Annotated in this window: 14 protein-coding genes; 1 reads left to right on the top strand and 13 read right to left on the bottom strand. The window is 52.7% G+C overall.

Going from position 1 to position 16,602, the window contains the following annotated elements:
- Positions 1-3 precede the first annotated feature (3 nt).
- The 9 genes from ytaF to XI25_RS12345 all read right to left on the bottom strand — a co-directional run bounded on the left by ytaF (position 4) and on the right by XI25_RS12345 (position 11,918).
- Positions 4-675, bottom strand: coding sequence for a sporulation membrane protein YtaF (gene ytaF / locus XI25_RS12385; protein WP_052759583.1), 672 nt, complete (start codon positions 673-675; stop codon positions 4-6).
- A gap of 145 nt (positions 676-820) precedes the next feature.
- The gene (mutM, locus tag XI25_RS12380) at positions 821-1,666 is read right to left on the bottom strand and encodes a DNA-formamidopyrimidine glycosylase (protein WP_046678834.1); all 846 of its coding nucleotides are present in this window, start codon (positions 1,664-1,666) and stop codon (positions 821-823) included.
- 107 nt (positions 1,667-1,773) lie between these two features.
- Positions 1,774-4,434, bottom strand: a complete 2,661-nt coding sequence (gene polA, locus XI25_RS12375) for a DNA polymerase I (RefSeq protein WP_046678833.1) — start codon at positions 4,432-4,434, stop codon at positions 1,774-1,776.
- A 161-nt stretch (positions 4,435-4,595) separates the two neighbouring features.
- Entirely contained in the window at positions 4,596-5,255 is a 660-nt protein-coding gene (phoU, locus tag XI25_RS12370) for a phosphate signaling complex protein PhoU (RefSeq protein ID WP_046678832.1), read from the bottom strand.
- Positions 5,256-5,290: 35 nt separating this feature from the next.
- Positions 5,291-6,046: a phosphate ABC transporter ATP-binding protein PstB gene (gene pstB / locus XI25_RS12365; protein ID WP_046678831.1), complete on the bottom strand. Its 756-nt coding sequence runs from the start codon at positions 6,044-6,046 to the stop codon at positions 5,291-5,293.
- A 227-nt stretch (positions 6,047-6,273) separates the two neighbouring features.
- Complete coding sequence (locus XI25_RS36250) at positions 6,274-7,365, bottom strand: methyl-accepting chemotaxis protein (protein ID WP_052759574.1); 1,092 nt, start codon at positions 7,363-7,365, stop codon at positions 6,274-6,276.
- Between the two features lie 150 nt (positions 7,366-7,515).
- Complete coding sequence (locus XI25_RS12355; protein ID WP_046678830.1) at positions 7,516-8,229, bottom strand: response regulator transcription factor; 714 nt, start codon at positions 8,227-8,229, stop codon at positions 7,516-7,518.
- Between the two features lie 93 nt (positions 8,230-8,322).
- Positions 8,323-10,110: a two-component system histidine kinase PnpS gene (gene pnpS, locus XI25_RS12350; RefSeq protein WP_046678829.1), complete on the bottom strand. Its 1,788-nt coding sequence runs from the start codon at positions 10,108-10,110 to the stop codon at positions 8,323-8,325.
- Positions 10,111-10,364: 254 nt separating this feature from the next.
- Positions 10,365-11,918: a fumarate hydratase gene (locus tag XI25_RS12345; protein WP_046678828.1), complete on the bottom strand. Its 1,554-nt coding sequence runs from the start codon at positions 11,916-11,918 to the stop codon at positions 10,365-10,367.
- Between the two features lie 208 nt (positions 11,919-12,126).
- On the opposite strand from XI25_RS12345, the gene XI25_RS12340 reads away from it, so the two are divergent.
- Positions 12,127-12,495 (top strand): hypothetical protein, encoded by a 369-nt coding sequence (locus XI25_RS12340; protein WP_046678827.1) that lies wholly within the window; start codon positions 12,127-12,129, stop codon positions 12,493-12,495.
- Positions 12,496-12,575: 80 nt separating this feature from the next.
- Here the strand turns inward: XI25_RS12340 and XI25_RS12335 are convergent, their stop codons facing one another.
- From XI25_RS12335 to icd, 4 genes are all read right to left on the bottom strand, one after another.
- Positions 12,576-13,442 (bottom strand): SDR family oxidoreductase, encoded by an 867-nt coding sequence (locus XI25_RS12335; protein ID WP_046678826.1) that lies wholly within the window; start codon positions 13,440-13,442, stop codon positions 12,576-12,578.
- 264 nt (positions 13,443-13,706) lie between these two features.
- Positions 13,707-14,132, bottom strand: coding sequence for a hypothetical protein (locus XI25_RS12330; RefSeq protein WP_046678825.1), 426 nt, complete (start codon positions 14,130-14,132; stop codon positions 13,707-13,709).
- Positions 14,133-14,295: 163 nt separating this feature from the next.
- Entirely contained in the window at positions 14,296-15,237 is a 942-nt protein-coding gene (gene mdh, locus XI25_RS12325) for a malate dehydrogenase (RefSeq protein WP_046678824.1), read from the bottom strand.
- A 14-nt stretch (positions 15,238-15,251) separates the two neighbouring features.
- Entirely contained in the window at positions 15,252-16,544 is a 1,293-nt protein-coding gene (gene icd, locus XI25_RS12320) for an NADP-dependent isocitrate dehydrogenase (RefSeq protein WP_046678823.1), read from the bottom strand.
- Between the last annotated feature and the right edge of the window lie 58 nt (positions 16,545-16,602).

The following is a 16,602-nucleotide window of genomic DNA, read 5'->3' as shown; positions in this document are numbered from 1 at the left end:
ACCTCATAATAACTTCATTATACCCATGAAAAACAATAAAAACGCCGGCAAATAAGAGATAAACCGCATTCCGTTATTGGCTGCGGCCCGAAAGCCGACCTTCATGCCGAGCAAAAGGAACAACCCGCTGAAAAGGGCCGCAACCGCGGAGGTTACCCATGGGGAGAAACCGAGCATGGCCGCTCCCAAACCGGCTCCAAAGGCATCGAGGGACAATGCGGCCCCAAGCCACATGGCTTCCCAGGAAGAAATGCTTCCGGAGTCATCCATATCCGCCTGCGTCGGACTCCTTAAAATCTGGATCACCAGGCCTAACTTGCGGATCTCAAGCGTAAAAATTTCCTTTTTGGCCAAGGAAACCATTTTCGTTGCCGCTTCTTTCCGCGTCTCCGTCCTTATTGGACGGCGAACCGCTTCATCTCCTGCTTCCCTGTTTGACCGGGCCGCGATCTGCTGAATCAACGACCAGCCCCCCATTACCATCAAGATCACCGCACCGATCACGGAAGCTGCTGACGGGGAGAATATACGCTGCAGCAAAGTCCCGGCCTGCATGGAAATGCAAAGCACGATACCGGAGCACAACGAGATGATCACCACGGACAGAAACGGTATTTTGGTTCTCCGCAGCCCGTATGTAATCCCTGCTCCGAAGCCGTCCAGGCTTAAAGCCATGGCCAGCAGTACGGGTGAAATAAGACCGAGCACCCATCTCCCTCCTCCGGCCTGAACGTTCCGCCTAATTCCCGAAAAAGGGGACGTTTCGTCTTCGGCTAGTTCTAAGAGCAGTATATGGATGGAAGAAGGGATGGGTGCACGCCTATCTTTTAGCCTTTGGTTTTAACGGCTGGCAGCGGGAACAGTAATGCGTCCCCCGGCCGCCGACCACGGTTTTTACGACAGGGCTGCCGCAGTTGTGGCAGGGCTCGTCCTTGCGGCCGTAAATGCGGAGCTGATGCTGGAACATTCCCATCTCGCCCTGTCCGTTGACGTAAGATTTAATCGAAGATCCGCCGGCCTCGACCGCTTCCAAAAGCGTGGACCGGATTGCCTCATACAGGCGTTCCAGCTCGTTGTCCTTCAGCGAATTGGCCATCCGCTCGGGATGAATGCCCGCTTTGAACAACGCCTCATCGACATAAATATTCCCGATGCCGACCACGTATGCCTGGTTTAACAGGACAACCTTGATTTTTGTTTTTTTGGTCCCGACGATTTCTTTGAATGCCCCCAAAGTAAAGGTATCGTCCAGAGGCTCATAACCCAGTTTGCACAGCGGCGGAAGCTTGAACTCTTCCCCGGGCGCAAACAAATGCATCGTTCCGAACTGCCGCACGTCCTTGTACCGCAGCTCCGTACCGTCATCAAAATGAAAAATGACGTGAGTATGCTTCTCCACGGGATCGCCCGAGGAATACAACCCGTAGCGTCCCTCCATCCTCAGATGGGAGACAAGCACAAGCCCGTCAAGCTTGATTCGCAAAAACTTGCCGCGGCGTTCAACGCCTTCTACGGTATGTCCCTTGAGCATAAAAGCAAAAGCTTCGATATCGTCGGGACGCTGAATGATCCGCGGCAGATGGACTGTAACATGATCTATATGCTTTCCCTTAATCAGTTGATTAAGCGTTCGTTTTACGGTTTCTACTTCCGGCAATTCCGGCATGATGGCTTCACCTCTATCCTATTATAACGGATGTGAAGTCGCAGCGGCCTATCGATTTTGGGGAGATTTCGGCTTAAGCCCCTTCCAAAGCCGGGCATTCCCGGCCTTTACTTGGCCTCGTACCAATTCTCGCCGTAACTGACCTCCGATTTCAGCGGAACGGCCAGCTTAAACGCATCGCTCATCACTTCCGGCACGAGTTTCTTCATGATATCCAGCTCGTCCTCAGGCACCTCGAATACCAATTCGTCATGCACCTGCAGCAGCATGCGGCTTCTCAGCTTCCGCTCGAAAAGCGCGGCATCCATTTTCACCATGGCCAGCTTGATGATGTCGGCCGCCGTTCCCTGAATCGGCGTATTCATGGCTGTCCGCTCCGCAAAGGATCGAAGATTGAAGTTGCTGGCATTGATCTCCGGAAGATAGCGTCTGCGCTCAAGCAGCGTTTTGACATAGCCGTCCCGTTTTGCCTGCTTGACGATTTCATCCATGTACCGGCGTACGCCTTGAAATACCTCAAAATATTGATCGATGAATTTAGCCGCTTCTTTCCGCGTAATGTTCAGGTTCTGGGACAAGCCGTAATCGCTGATCCCGTACACGATCCCGAAGTTGACCGCCTTGGCCGAGCGCCGCATGTTCGAGTCCACCTCTTCTTCGCTCACGCCGAACACGTCCATCGCCGTCTTGGTATGGATGTCCATATCGTGCAGGAAGGCTTCCTTGAGACGGTCGTCATCCGAAATGTGGGCCAAAACGCGAAGCTCAATCTGCGAATAGTCCGCCGCCAGAATGGACCAGCCGGGCTCGGAAGGGACAAACACCTTGCGAAGCTTTCGTCCTTCCTCCAGACGGATCGGAATGTTCTGAAGATTCGGGTATTGGCTGCTGAGTCGTCCGGTTGCGGCGATGGTCTGGCGGTAATACGTATGAACCTTCCCGGTTTGAGGGGAGATTTCCTTGAGCAGCCCTTCGACATAAGTGGACTGCAGCTTTGCAATCGTGCGGTATTGAAGGATAAGCCGGACGATATCGTGATAAGGCGCCAGCTTTTCGAGTACTTCCGCATCGGTGGAATAGCCGGTTTTCGTCTTTTTGATAACCGGAAGCTGCAGCTTCACAAACAGGATTTCGCCAAGCTGCTTCGGCGAGTTGAGGTTGAATTCCATGCCGGCGATCTCGTAAATTTCGGTTACGAGCTTTGCGATCTGCTCTTCGAATTCACGGCCGAGTTCCTTGAGCGCTTCCTCATTTACCGCGATGCCCTGTTTTTCCATATCGGCCAAAATGCGCGAAAGCGGCATTTCCAGCTCATGGAACAGAGGCAGCATTTCGTTGTCGGTCAGCTCCCGCTCCTGCAGCGGAAGAATCTCTGCAATGGCTTCGCATTTTCTCGCCAGATGATTGCTGAGGACTTCCGTTTCGGGAACCTTCCATTTGGCCCCCTTGCCGAACACATCGTCGTCGGACTCCAGGAAAGACAGGCCGTATTTCGCGGCAAGACCGCTTAACGTCTGGTTGGATTCCGTCGGGTCCAGCAGATAGGCCGCCAGATGAACGTCAAAAGCTGCTCCCGCAAACGCGATGCCCTGCCAGTGAAGGGCAAGGTCGATGCGGTGAAGGTCATATCCCCGTTTCGGAATGGCGCTGTCCGCCAGCCAAATCCGAATCGGCTCCGCCGCTTCGGATGTCAACAGCTCAAACGGGATATAATATTGCTGTTCATCGCCTGCCAGTACAAGAGCAATCACGTCGGCATGATGCGGATTATCCCCGTGGGTCTCCACATGCATGACTTTGATCTCGTCCAGCGCCCCGGCAACCTCGGACAAACGCTGCTCATCCACGACGGTAACCCGAACCTCGGCTTGCGGCTGAGCCGCTTCCTGCGCATGGGCTCCTCCTCCGGCATCCAGCTTCAACCGTTCGAGGAGGGATTTGAATCCCAGCTTCGCCAAAGCGGGCCCTGCCGTTTCCTGGTTCAATCCGTTGAACTTCATATCGTCCGGTGTCTGTTCCAGCGGAACTTCGCGGAAGATCGTTGCGAGCTTTTTGCTGAGTATGGCCGAATCCGCGTTTTCTTCGATTTTTTCTTTCATCTTCCCCTTAAGCTCGCCGCTGCGGGCAAGCACCTGCTCGACCGACCCGAATTCATGCAGCAGCTTAAGCGCCGTCTTCTCCCCTACGCCGGGTATCCCCGGTATGTTGTCCGAAGCATCGCCCATCAATCCTTTCAGATCGATAATTTGGGACGGCGTCAGACCGTAGCGCTCCTGGATTTGGGCAGGCCCGTAGGGCTCGATATCCGTTACCCCTTTGCGGACCATGGCAATCGTCACGTGTTCGGACGCCAGCTGAAGCATGTCCTTGTCCCCGGATACGACCATCACCTTGCGGCCTTCTTCATCCGCCAGGCGCGTAATGGTGCCGATAATATCATCCGCTTCATAGCCCCCGATTTCGAACTGGGCGACCCCCAGCCCTTGAAGCAGCTCCTTCAGCAGCGGAAACTGGCCGGAAAGCTCCGGTGGCGTCTTCTCCCGCTTCCCTTTGTATTCCTGAAAATCGGCATGGCGGAACGTTTCCTTGCCCGCATCAAAAGCAACCATCATATGAGTAGGCTTATGCTCGTCGATAAGACGGAGAAGCATCGTCGTAAATCCGTATACGGCATTGGTCTGCTGCCCGCTTGCGTTCGTCAGCGGCGGCATCGCAAAAAACGCCCGGTAAATAATGTTGTTTCCATCAATGACAATCAACTTGTCCATTCAGGCACCTACCCCTCTAAAACTTTCCTTTTCACATGATAACATAGGTTCCCTCTAAAACCGAACCTCCAGCGGCCATTCCGCATGGTTTTCATTCCAAAGATGCCCTAAGTTTATTTCTGCACAAAAAAAACGCCGGCTTATGCCGGCGCCGTACAGTCTTATTGATTCAAGTCCGGGCGGTGTCCCGTTACGAGATAAACGGTGCTTTCTCCAATGTTCGTTGCATGATCGGCAATACGCTCGATGTACCGGCCGACCATAACAAGCAGCATGGCCTGATTCGCGGTTTCCGGATTTGAAGTCAGGTGGGAGAACAGATCATGCAGGATAACGCTGTAGAGATGGTCGACCTGATCGTCGTCTTGGGACATTTTGTAGGCCAAATCCGTATTTTCCGTCAGGTAGGATTCGATGGACTCCGATACCATCGCCCTTACGATATCGGACATCCGCGGAATGTCCACCAGCGGCTTCATCAGCTCCTGTCCCTGAAGACGGATCGTAACCTTGGCGATGTCCCGGGCCAAATCGCCCATCCGTTCCAGATCGCTGGCGATCCGGAAGGCTACCAGAATCCGGCGCAGGTCTTTCGCAACAGGCTGCTGCGTCACGATGAGGCGGGAGCCGATATCCATGATCTGCTCCTCCATCCCATTCAGCCGGGCATCCTGCTCAACGACTTGACGGGCCTTCTCCGTATCCATGGTCTGAAGCGACGACACGGCTGCCGCCAAGGCGTCCTCCATATGCGTGCTCATCTCTTTCAGCAGGGTTCTCAGCTCATCAAGCTGCTGATCAAACTCAATTCTCCGGATCATTCAACGCTCCTCCAATTCGCTATGATAAACAATACTCAGCCGAAGCGGCCGGAAATATAATCTTCCGTCCGGGCATCGGAAGGGGTAGAGAACAGCACATCCGTATCCGCCGCTTCGATCACTTCCCCGTTAAGGAAAAAGACGGTCTTTCCGGAAACGCGCGCAGCCTGGTGCATGTTGTGCGTAACCATAACAATCGTATATTTACTCTTTAATTCCTGAACTAATTCTTCAATTTTCAAAGTAGATATAGGATCAAGCGCCGAGGTTGCCTCGTCCATGAGAAGAATGTCGGGCTGAACCGCCAAAGCCCTTGCAATGCAAAGACGTTGCTGCTGCCCGCCCGAGAGGCTCAGTGCCGATCTCTTCAAAAAATCCTTGACCTCTTCCCACAAGGCCGCCTGCTTCAAGCTCTGCTCCACGATGCCGTCCAGCTCGGATTTATTGCGGACTCCGTGCAGCCGCGGGCCGTAGGCGATGTTGTCGTAGATCGATTTCGGAAAAGGATTCGGCTGCTGGAACACCATGCCTACCTGCTTGCGCAGCTCTTCCACATAAAGGTCCTCGCTGTAAATATCCTTTCCCTGAATTTTCACGCTGCCCTCAATCCGCGTCCCCGAAATCATGTCATTCATCCGGTTCAGCGTGCGAAGCAGCGTGGATTTCCCGCAGCCGGAAGGACCGATAAAAGCCGTTACCGTTTTCTCGGGTATATCCAGATTAACCTGCTTCAAAGCATGGAACGTGTCGTAGTAAAGGTTCAATTTATCAATTTGAATAATGGATTCCATTCGTTGATCATGTCTCCTTCATTTAAGCACTCAGGACAAAACAGCTATCACCAGATATCCATTATATTAATCTTTTGTAATATTCATTCGCTGGAATTGTAAACACAATGTAAAATCGAAAGAGGCTTGAACATGTAGTAGTTTAGTAGGAGCGTCGAGTTATTCGGAACCATGGATGGCGGACAGTTCGAGCCGGATCTGCTTAAGACGTGACGTTGTTTCACCCGTCAAGGCATGCACTTGGCCTCCGGCCTGCGATACGTCCCGGGCGCCTCCTCCATCTCCAAGAAGTTGTGCCTCCCGTCTGCGATAAACTTACCGCACCCGCGGATTTCCAGCAGGCTGGTTTCCGTAACCTGCGAGGTGTCCATCACAATCCGCTGGATATGCTGAAGGAGTCCGGAAATGCTCGATGACAAGGTTCTGGTTTGTTTGGCCAAGGACTGCACTTCCGCAGCCACAACCTGAAAGCCCTTGCCATGTTCGCCCGCATGGGCAGCCTCGATGGACGCGTTCAAGGCGAGCAAGCTGCTTTGGTTCGCAATTTCCGTGATCTGGCTTGTAATTTCCGATATCCCTTTCGTATTGTTCAGGAGATCCGAAACAAATTCGGCCCGCTTTTCCATGTCTTGAACCAGGTTCAAATACGAGGTGTTGACCCGGTCAAGCTTTACTCTGCCGGAGCCGGCCCATTCCTTTATCTGCTCGCACTTTGCCTTGGTCAACTCCGCCGCTTCGGCCACTTTGGTTAACGACATTTCAATATTGCGGGTATGGCGTGTGGTGTCTTTCAGCATTTCTTCCCGTCTGCGCTCGGCCCGCTCCTGAAGTTCGGCGGACAGCCGAAGCAGGTCGCGCACGGTTAGAGCGCCCAAGAGTTCCCCCTGCTCCTCAACCAAAACACAATCATAAAACCGGGATTCCGGGCGTTCCAGCGCCTTTTGGAGAATTTGCGAAAGCGGCTCTGACCTGCCGACGATCATGGGCTCCTTGTCGGCAATTTCGGCAGCAGGGCGGTGATCGTAGATTTCCCTTGAGAACCTGCCGCTCATCAGCCGGTAAAACGTATCCCGCATGATGATTCCCCCCGGCTTTTCCGAATCCCGGCATAATACAATGCAAGGGACATCCCTTTTCGATATAAACAAGTCCATCACTTCCCGGCAGGTTTTGGACCTTCCGATGATGGGTACCTTTCTCCAGGAAGCCAGCGTGGTATCCGCAGCCCCCTCATATTCCACGGTTTTCGAGCCGGTTCTTTTATCGATGTCCGTAACCTTGTCCACCCCTGATTGCGTCTTAAGCTGAAGCAGCGTCATGCAGCTCCACTCCCCTTTTTAGGTTCTTAAGACCCATATTAGACGAGGAATGTAAAGCCTGTGTTTGTTTAATATAAACCAAGTGTAAACGCATCGTATTTTCTAATTCTTTATTCCTAAACAAGCCTGAGACCGTAAGTCGAAAGTCGTTTATTTGGGATTAACAACGAGCTTATAACCGACTCCCCGGATCGAATCGATAAATACCGAATCGGGATCGAGTTCAAGCTTCTTTCGCAAAGAGCTGACGTGCACATCCACCGTCCGCTGGCCTCCGATATAATCAAATCCCCAGACAACATTCATCAGATCGTCCCGGGACAATACGACACCCGGTTTTCTGGCGAGGTACAAAAGCACTTCAAACTCCTTGGGTCTAAGGTTGATGTTTTGACCGCCAAGCTTGACCTCATATTTATCGGGGTATATCTCCAATTGTCCGAGAATGATGACGTTCCCCTTATCGACCGATACGCCGGCGGCTTCTTCCGAATGCCCGGATACCCTCCGCATGACGGCCGAGACGCGGGCAAGGAGCTCGGATACGCCGAACGGCTTCGTTATATAGTCATCCGCCCCCATTTTCAAGCCCTGAACGACTTCTTCTTCGGCATTTTTGGCCGTCAAAATAATGATCGGCGTTTTGATCCCCTGCTGACGCAGCTTCTCCAATATATCAAACCCGTTCATGCCCGGAAGCATGACATCCAGCAGAATCAGATCAAAGGTTTCTTTCGAGGCGCGTTCGTACCCCGAAGTTCCATGCTCCTCTACGGTTACGTTAAATCCTTCCTGGGTCAAATTGTAAGACAATAGCCGAGAAAGTGTCGGTTCGTCTTCAATGACAAGCAAACGTTGTGCCATCTTACCCCCGCCTTAAAACCGATTATTTTTGGTTCGCTTTTTGATTAAATTATATCAAGGGAATGTTATCCCAATGTTAACGCCCTTGCTGCTTCAATCATTTTCCTGAAGCAGCGGCATTTCGATAATAAAGGAACTCCCCATCCCCAGCTCGCTTTCAACCTTGATGGAGCCGTGGTGCAGTTCCACGAGATGTTTGACGATCGATAACCCGAGCCCCGTTCCGCCGGAACTTCTGGAGCGCGCCTTGTCCACCCGGTAGAACCTTTCGAAAATACGCGGAAGATCTTTTTTGGGGATACCGATCCCGGAATCCCTGACAATAAAGCGAATGGCATCCCCATGGCCTTCCTTATGGATATCGCCGGCCGTTAACAGCACCTTTCCCCCCTCCTGGGTGTAATTAATGGCGTTGGAGAGCAGATTGGTAAATATTTGCCTTAATTTGTCTTCGTCCCCTTCCATGAAGAGCTCCTCGGGGACCTGCATATCCAGGGAAATTCTTTTCTTGGCGGCCTCCGGCTCCATGAATTTCCACAGCGACTCGAAAAACGAAGCCAGATGCACCGGCGAATATTCCATGGCGCTCCGCTTGGACTCGATCTTGGAAAGCTCGAGAATGTCCCGGATCAGCCGGTTCAACCGCTCGGATTCATCGTAAATAATCTGAAGGAACGACTTCGAAGTTTTCTCGTCGCTCACGCCGCCTAACAAGGTCTCGGCAAAGCCCTTTACCGCCGCAAGCGGCGTTTTCAGCTCATGCGAAACGTTGGCGACAAATTCGCTGCGCATCCGCTCAAGTCTGCGGATATCCGTGACGTCCTGCAGGTGGAACAGCATGCCGCGGTAGGAGCCGTCATCCTGGGACATGGTCACTCCATCGAGACGGATAATCGATTCGACCGGAAAGTACAAACTCCGTTCCTCGCGAAAATTCGTGCGGTGCTCAAGCCCTTCCTCCATCAGCTTGGTCAGCTCGTAATGCTGCCTCAGCTCGCGGTAAGATTTTCCCGTCACCTGTGCCGCTTTAACGCCAAGCATCTGTTCTGCTGCCCGGTTCACAAGCACAATCTGGCCGTCATGACTGAGCATGATAATCCCCCCGGTCATATTGTTCAATACGCTTTGCAGCATGTCCTCATTGTCCCGGATCGTTTTCAGCTGCGTTTGCAGGCTGTCCGCCATCCCGTTGATGGCTTGGGCCAGCTGTCCGATTTCATCCCTCCGGTGAATCTGTACGCGGGCGTCGTAATCGAGCCGGGTAATCTGGCGGGCTACCCTCGTTATTTTTTCCAATGGCGAAGTGAGGCCTGCGGCGATCCGGTAACTAACCAGTGCAGCCACCATAAAAAGAATGATCAAACCGCCACCCATCACCATCCACCCTTGGCGGACGCCCTCATCCACCTGATTAAGACTCATGGATAAGCGGATGTATCCGTCAAAAGCTCCCTGCTTTACGGGCCGTGCCACATAGATCATATCCTGTCCTAAAGTGCTGCTGTAACGGATCGTCCGGCCGGTTCCTTCCTTTTCCGCTTGAATCATCTCTTCCCGATGGGCGTGATTGTCCATTTTTCCGGGATCGCTCTCGGAATCCCCGATCACGGTACCGTCTTTTGCAATAAACGTAACCCTGGCATCCGCCAAGGCTTCGAGCTGCAGGGACTTGTCCGTATAATATTCGGCGGCCTCCTTGCCTGTAAGAGGCGGGAACTCCAACGTCGCCTGGATCAGGTTGATCTCCCTGACCATATTCTCTTCCTGCAGCTTGATGTGGGATTCTTTGAACACATTGGCCATGGCAAAGCCGGCACCCAGCATCGACAGGCCGATCAGCGTCATCATGATTAGGGTCAAGCGGTTACGAAACGGTCTCATCCATCTCTCCCTTTACCGGTAAAATAGTCGTAAAATCAGCTGGCTTTATATATCTCTCATTTGTTTCCCATGATAAACCTCAAATTCTTTGACCGCAACCACTTCCGGGCAAGAAGAAAACGGCTTCGCCGTCCTTTTGAAAAAAGGGGCGTTTCTCGGAGAAATGGAATCCAACGTTCCTATATGAAAAAAGCATCCCCGGACCGGGAGCGGCCAAGGAATGCTTGTATGAATACTTCATATATATGGACAGATTACGCAAAAACGGGCTCTTTAAACATCTCCAGCTTGGCCGCGGAATTCTTGCTTACATCCGCATGAAGGCTGTTGCCGTGGGAGTCCATCGTCACGATGGCAGCGAAGCCGTCCACATCCAGATGCCACATGGCTTCCGGAATGCCGAATTCCATAAAATCGACGCCGTTTACCTTCTTGATGCATTCGGCATAATACTGTGCGGCTCCTCCGATGGCATTCAAATATACGGCACCGTGCTCCTGCAGAGCCTGCAAGGTTTTCGGTCCCATGCCGCCCTTGCCGATGACCGCGCGGATGCCGAACTTTTTCAAAATATCGCCCTGATACGGCTCCTCCCGGATGCTTGTTGTAGGTCCGGCCGCCTTGACATGCCAGCCCTCGTCATCTTTCAGCATGACGGGTCCGCAGTGGTAAATGACCGTACCGTTCAGATCGATCGGGGCATCATGGTCCATCAAATATTTATGCAGCGCATCGCGGCCGGTGTGCATTTCCCCGCGGATGACCACAACGTCTCCGACACGGAGGCTGCGGATCTGTTCTTCGCTGATCGGCGTTTGGAGCACGATTTCCCGGCCGGAAGCCGGCTTGCCGTCATCGCTCGATGCGATGGCCGTCTCGGCCTGGGATTCCGCATTCATGGATATGCCCTTGCCGCTCTCGTAAAGCCATTCCCGAATATCGCCTGTAGCCGCATCGATCAATGCCCCTTGCCGGCGGAATGCCCAGCAGTTATAAGCGACCGATACGAAAAAGCTTGCCGGAAGCCGGTTCATGGCACCGATTTTGCACCCGAGCAGTGTTACCTCGCCGCCAAAACCCATCGTGCCGATGCCCAGCTTGTTCGCATTTTCCAAAATGTAATCTTCGAGTTTCTGCAGTTCCGGATTGGGGTTCACGTCGTCGATATGACGGAACAGCTGTTGCTTGGCCAACTCATAACCGGTTGTCCGGTCCCCGCCGATGCCGACGCCGATAAAACCTGCGCTGCAGCCTTGTCCCTGCGCCTGGTATACGGCATGCAGGATGCATTTGCGGATACCGTCCAGGTCGCGTCCGGCTTTGCCCAGTCCCTCCAATTCTGCAGGAAGGCTGTACTGGATATTCTTGTTCTCGCAGCCGCCGCCTTTCAAAATGAGACGGATATCGATCGTATCCTGTTCCCACTGCTCAAAATGGATCACCGGCGTTCCGGGTCCGAGATTGTCCCCGCTGTTTTTGCCGGTCAGGGAATCCACGGAGTTCGGACGCAGCTTGCCGTCACGCGTTGCCCGTACGACAGCGTTGCGAATATCCTTTTTCATCTCCATGTGGTTCGCGCCGACGGGGGTATGTACAACAAAAGTCGGCATGCCCGTATCCTGGCAGATCGGAGACACCTCATGTTCCGCCATCTCGATATTTTGTGCGATCGTCGACAAGGCAAGGCCTGCACGGGTAGCGGCATCCTCTGCTGCACGCCCGCGGTTAACCGCTCTGCGGACATCCCCCGGAAGGTTCGTGGAGGTCTCGACGATCAGCCGGTATACGCTTTCCTCAAAATGCTTCATATCCGTTTACTTTCCCCTCTCTCTAATGACCAGGCAGCTGATGACAGCATTCCGGATACACATTTTTCATCCATTCTATTATATCAAAAAGGCGTGAAAGGGTTTACTTTAAATTTTTGTTTCTTTGAAACCAACGGATTACCCCCGCCTCCCAACCAAGCAAATACTCCAAAACCGCATAACTTGATAGCGAGGAGGTGAGAAATATATGAACAAAGCAACCATCTCGCAAGTCTTTCCAAGACTTCGTCTGTTTACGGAGGAGAATTTCAGAGGCCAACGTTTTGTCCTGCGCGGCAATTTGGGAATCCGCAATTTAGAGAACCGGTTTGACGATATCGAGAGCCTGCGCTTCTTCTCCCCTAACCCGAACGCAACGCTCGTGCTGTTCACCCGTCCGAATTTCAGGGGACAATTCAGAGTATTCCGCGGCAATACAAACATTGCTGACTTGGACGACATTATCAGAGGAGAAGATCCGGAGTCTCTAGTCATGGCCAATTTCCGGCTTACCCTTGCGCAAATCCGCCAAATTCGCAGAACCGGCATTCTGCCTAACGGATTCAGAAGATTGTAATTCAGCGGAAAAGTCACAAAAAGCCCCTTTCTTCCGTTAAAGCGGAAGAAAGGGGCTTTTGAAAATTTACGACCCGACCTTTAACCGTTAATGACTTCGCCGCCGTTAATGTGGATCATCTGGCCGCTTACATATGAGGAATCGGAGCATGCCAGATACACATAAGCCGGCGCCAATTCTTCCGGTTGTCCCGGACGCTTCATCGGCTGCGTTGCACCGAATTGGGCGACTTGATCTTCGGGGAAGGTGGACGGGATCAATGGGGTCCAGATCGGTCCCGGTGCTACCCCGTTAACGCGAATCCCCTTCTCCACGACATTCATGGCCAATGACCGGGTAAAGGACACGATCGCCCCTTTGGTCGAGGAGTAATCCAGCAGCTGAGGGCTTCCGCGGTAAGCCGTAATCGAAGCCGTGTTGATGATCGCGCTGCCTTTGCCGAGATGCGGCATAGCTGCCTGCGTCATAAAGAACATGCCCAAAATATTGGTGCGGAACGTCCGCTCCAATTGTTCTTTTGAGATATCCTCTATGCTCTTCTGCGGATGCTGTTCGGCCGCGTTGTTGACGAGGATGTCCAATTTACCCAGCTGATTGACCGTTTGCTTTACCGCATCCCGGCAAAACGCGTCGTCCCCGACATCCCCCGGAATCAAGATACACTTGCGTCCCTCCTGCTCAACCTGACGCTTGGTCTCTTCCGCGTCCTTATGCTCATTCAGGTAAACGATGGCTACGTCAGCGCCTTCTTTGGCGTACGTCACGGCCACCGCACGTCCGATCCCGCTGTCCCCTCCGGTAATAAGCGCCGCTTTGCCCTGAAGCTTCCCGGCAGCTTTATATTCATAGGATTCAAACTCCGGAGCCGGATGCATTTCCGTTTCGCTCCCCGGGCGATGATCTTGATGCTGGGGCGGCAATGTTTGCTTTTGTCCGTCTTGCGGCATATGGCATTTCTCCTTTCATGTCATTCGGGTTACAATTCTCATAGGTTAATCTTCCCTTGGTAGGATGTCTCAGTCCAGGCAGGATTACTCACGGCCTCTACGATATGTTAATTACCACGAACAGGGACAACTCAAACGAAAGTTTAACCCTTGGTGAAACCTATTCCCCGCCGATCATTCCGCAAGCGGTTAGCAGCAGGACTTGCCGGGATCCGGGCAAAAAAAGACCGCTTCCGGCAGGGAAGCGGTCTTATCCATACGAAATTATTTGTACAAAGGGAAGACCATGAAGTAAATCATCACGAGCAAGAGAAGAGCGAGCAGCAGGCTGAATGTACGCAGCTTCGCCGTTTCGGCTTTAACTTCACGTTTCTCGCGGATACCGGCCAACGCGTTTTTCAACGGCTTGCTCATAATGCCGCCGATCGCAAACATAGCCAGCAAAAGAACGGTAACGATAATCATCCAAGCTACGGAATAATTCCCCTTGGACATCATGTAACCGCCTGTCAAAAGCTGAAGTACCAGACCGTATTGTGCAAAGCGATTAGCCACATGAATCGTGCTCACGGCGCCTTCCTGGGCACCGAGGGATAGTTTCTGAGTACCGCCTACAATAAACGGAAGGATCAGATAAAAGCCGAGTGCTGCGGTTCCGATGATATGCAGCAAAAAAGAAACACTTTCCATTCAACGACGCCTCCAAATTTCATTAGTGTGATATTTGTTACATTTTGCCTTACTGAACCATATTATACTGAAGTAATGGACGAAAGAAAAGCAATCCCTTTCCTAAATCATGGATCGGGATTGCTTTGTCATTCAATCGTCAAATATAGGGGCCGGACGTATTTTACAGCTTCACCACGGAAGTGACGTTGCGTACGGATTCCGCCGATTTGTCAAGCGCTGCCTTCTCGTCCGAAGTCAGCTCCAGCTCGAATACTTTCTCGATGCCGTCGCCGCCCAGAATGGCAGGAACGCCCATGAACAGATTGTTGTAGCCGTATTCGCCTTCCAGAAGAGCGATAACCGGAAGAATCCGTTTCTTGTCCTTCAAAATCGCTTCCGTCATTTGGACAAGCGATGCAGCCGGCGCATAGTATGCGCTGCCGTTGCCGAGCAGGTTGACGATCTCGCCCCCGCCGACGCGGGTACGCTGCACGATCTCTTCGATCCGCTCTGCAGGAATCAGCGTTTCGATCGGAATGCCGCCAACGCTGGAGTAGCGAACGAGAGGAACCATATCGTCGCCGTGGCCGCCGAGCACGAAGCCGCGTACGTCTTCCACGGATACGTTCAGCTCTTGGGCGATGAATGTGCAGTAACGCGCTGTATCCAAGACGCCGGACTGGCCGATGACACGGTTTTTAGGGAAGCCGAGCGTGTTGTACGCCACGTAAGTCATGGCATCCACCGGGTTGCTCAGAATGATGACGGTAGAGTTCGGCGCGTATTTCTTCACGTTTTCGCATACCGATTTTACGATGCCGGCATTCGTATTAACGAGGTCATCGCGGCTCATACCCGGTTTGCGTGCAACGCCTGCCGTAATGATGACAATGTCGGAGTCCGCAGCGTCTTCATAATTGGCCGTGCCGATAATTTTGCTGTCAAAGCCCTGCACGGGGCTGGCTTCCAACATATCGAGCGCTTTACCCTTCGTCGGGTTTTCAAGCTGAGGAATGTCGAGCAGTACGACATCCCCCAGTTCTTTTTGTCCGAGCATAAGTGCCGTAGTTGCACCGGTAAAGCCCGCGCCGACCACGGTAATTTTTTTACGAGTAATAGCCACGATGATTCCCCCCCTTACATGTTTTTAATAATTTCGTTCGCGAACTCGGAGCATTTCACTTCGGTCGCATCTTCCATCAGACGGGCAAAGTCATAGGTTACGGTTTTATTGTTGATGGATGTTTCCATGCCTTTATAAATGAGGTCGGCCGCTTCCTGCCAACCCAGGTGCTCAAGAAGCATAACGCCGGACAGAATGACGGAACCAGGGTTCACGACGTCTTTGTCGGCATACTTTGGAGCCGTGCCGTGGGTCGCTTCAAAAATCGCATGCCCTGTCACGTAGTTGATGTTGGCGCCCGGAGCAATTCCGATACCGCCGACTTGTGCTGCAAGGGCGTCGGACAGGTAGTCGCCGTTCAGGTTCAGCGTGGCGATCACGTCAAAATCGGTTGGGCGGGTCAGTACTTGTTGCAGGGCGATGTCGGCAATCGCGTCCTTCACGATGATTTTGCCGGCTTCTTCCGCTGCCTTTTGAGCCGCATTCGCTGCATCTACGCCGTCCTTTTCCTTGATGATGTCGTACTGGGCCCATGTGAACACCTTGTCGCCGAACTCCTGCTCAGCCACTTCGTACCCCCAATTTTTGAATGCCCCTTCCGTAAACTTCATGATGTTGCCTTTATGAACAAGCGTAACGCTCTTGCGTCCGTGCTTGATGGCATACTCTACGGCTGCGCGCACAAGACGCTTCGAGCCTTCGGAGGATACGGGCTTCACGCCGATGCCGGATGTTTCCGGGAAGCGGATTTTGTTTACTCCCATTTCTTCTTGGAGGAATTTGATAACCTTCTTCACTTCCTCGGAACCTTCCTTGTACTCGATGCCTGCATAAATGTCTTCCGTGTTTTCGCGGAAAATGACCATGTCGACCAATTCAGGGCGTTTAACCGGGGAAGGCACGCCGTTAAAGTAACGAACCGGACGCAGGCAGGTGTAGAGATCGAGTTCTTGGCGCAGCGCCACGTTCAGGGAACGGATTCCGCCGCCGATCGGCGTTGTCAGAGGACCCTTGATGGCAACGATGTATTCGCGGATCGCTTCAAGGGTATCATTCGGAAGCCATTCGCCGTATGTATTGAAAGCTTTCTCGCCGGCGAACACCTCATACCAGGCAATTTTCTTGGAGCCGCCGTATGCTTTTTCTACCGCTGCATCAAGCACGCGCTTGGAAGCTCTCCAGATATCGCGGCCTGTTCCGTCACCCTCGATGAAAGGAATGATCGGGTTCGCCGGCACCTGCAGCTTGCCGTTATCAATCGTAATCTTCTCACCTTCGGTTGGTAGTGCGAATTTCTCAAGTTTCATAGTATGAATTCCTCCTTTGAAATGGTGGTTGTCTCTATCCTCCGCTTAAAAAGCGGGA

Source organism: Paenibacillus sp. DMB20 (assembly GCF_000987955.1).
In the GTDB taxonomy this organism is placed as follows: Bacteria; Bacillota; Bacilli; order Paenibacillales; family Paenibacillaceae; genus Paenibacillus_AQ.
Note: the sequence above shows the minus strand (reverse complement) of the source record. Positions and strands in the feature narration are given on the sequence as shown.

Coding starts and splice junctions, on each gene's coding strand:
- ytaF (WP_052759583.1), bottom strand. CDS start 675: ATGGCTTTAAGCCTGGACGGCTTCGGAGCAGGGATTACATACGGGCTG.
- mutM (WP_046678834.1), bottom strand. CDS start 1,666: ATGCCGGAATTGCCGGAAGTAGAAACCGTAAAACGAACGCTTAATCAA.
- polA (WP_046678833.1), bottom strand. CDS start 4,434: ATGGACAAGTTGATTGTCATTGATGGAAACAACATTATTTACCGGGCG.
- phoU (WP_046678832.1), bottom strand. CDS start 5,255: ATGATCCGGAGAATTGAGTTTGATCAGCAGCTTGATGAGCTGAGAACC.
- pstB (WP_046678831.1), bottom strand. CDS start 6,046: ATGGAATCCATTATTCAAATTGATAAATTGAACCTTTACTACGACACG.
- XI25_RS36250 (WP_052759574.1), bottom strand. CDS start 7,365: ATGACGCTGCTTCAGCTTAAGACGCAATCAGGGGTGGACAAGGTTACG.
- XI25_RS12355 (WP_046678830.1), bottom strand. CDS start 8,229: ATGGCACAACGTTTGCTTGTCATTGAAGACGAACCGACACTTTCTCGG.
- pnpS (WP_046678829.1), bottom strand. CDS start 10,110: ATGAGACCGTTTCGTAACCGCTTGACCCTAATCATGATGACGCTGATC.
- XI25_RS12345 (WP_046678828.1), bottom strand. CDS start 11,918: ATGAAGCATTTTGAGGAAAGCGTATACCGGCTGATCGTCGAGACCTCC.
- XI25_RS12340 (WP_046678827.1), top strand. CDS start 12,127: ATGAACAAAGCAACCATCTCGCAAGTCTTTCCAAGACTTCGTCTGTTT.
- XI25_RS12335 (WP_046678826.1), bottom strand. CDS start 13,442: ATGCCGCAAGACGGACAAAAGCAAACATTGCCGCCCCAGCATCAAGAT.
- XI25_RS12330 (WP_046678825.1), bottom strand. CDS start 14,132: ATGGAAAGTGTTTCTTTTTTGCTGCATATCATCGGAACCGCAGCACTC.
- icd (WP_046678823.1), bottom strand. CDS start 16,544: ATGAAACTTGAGAAATTCGCACTACCAACCGAAGGTGAGAAGATTACG.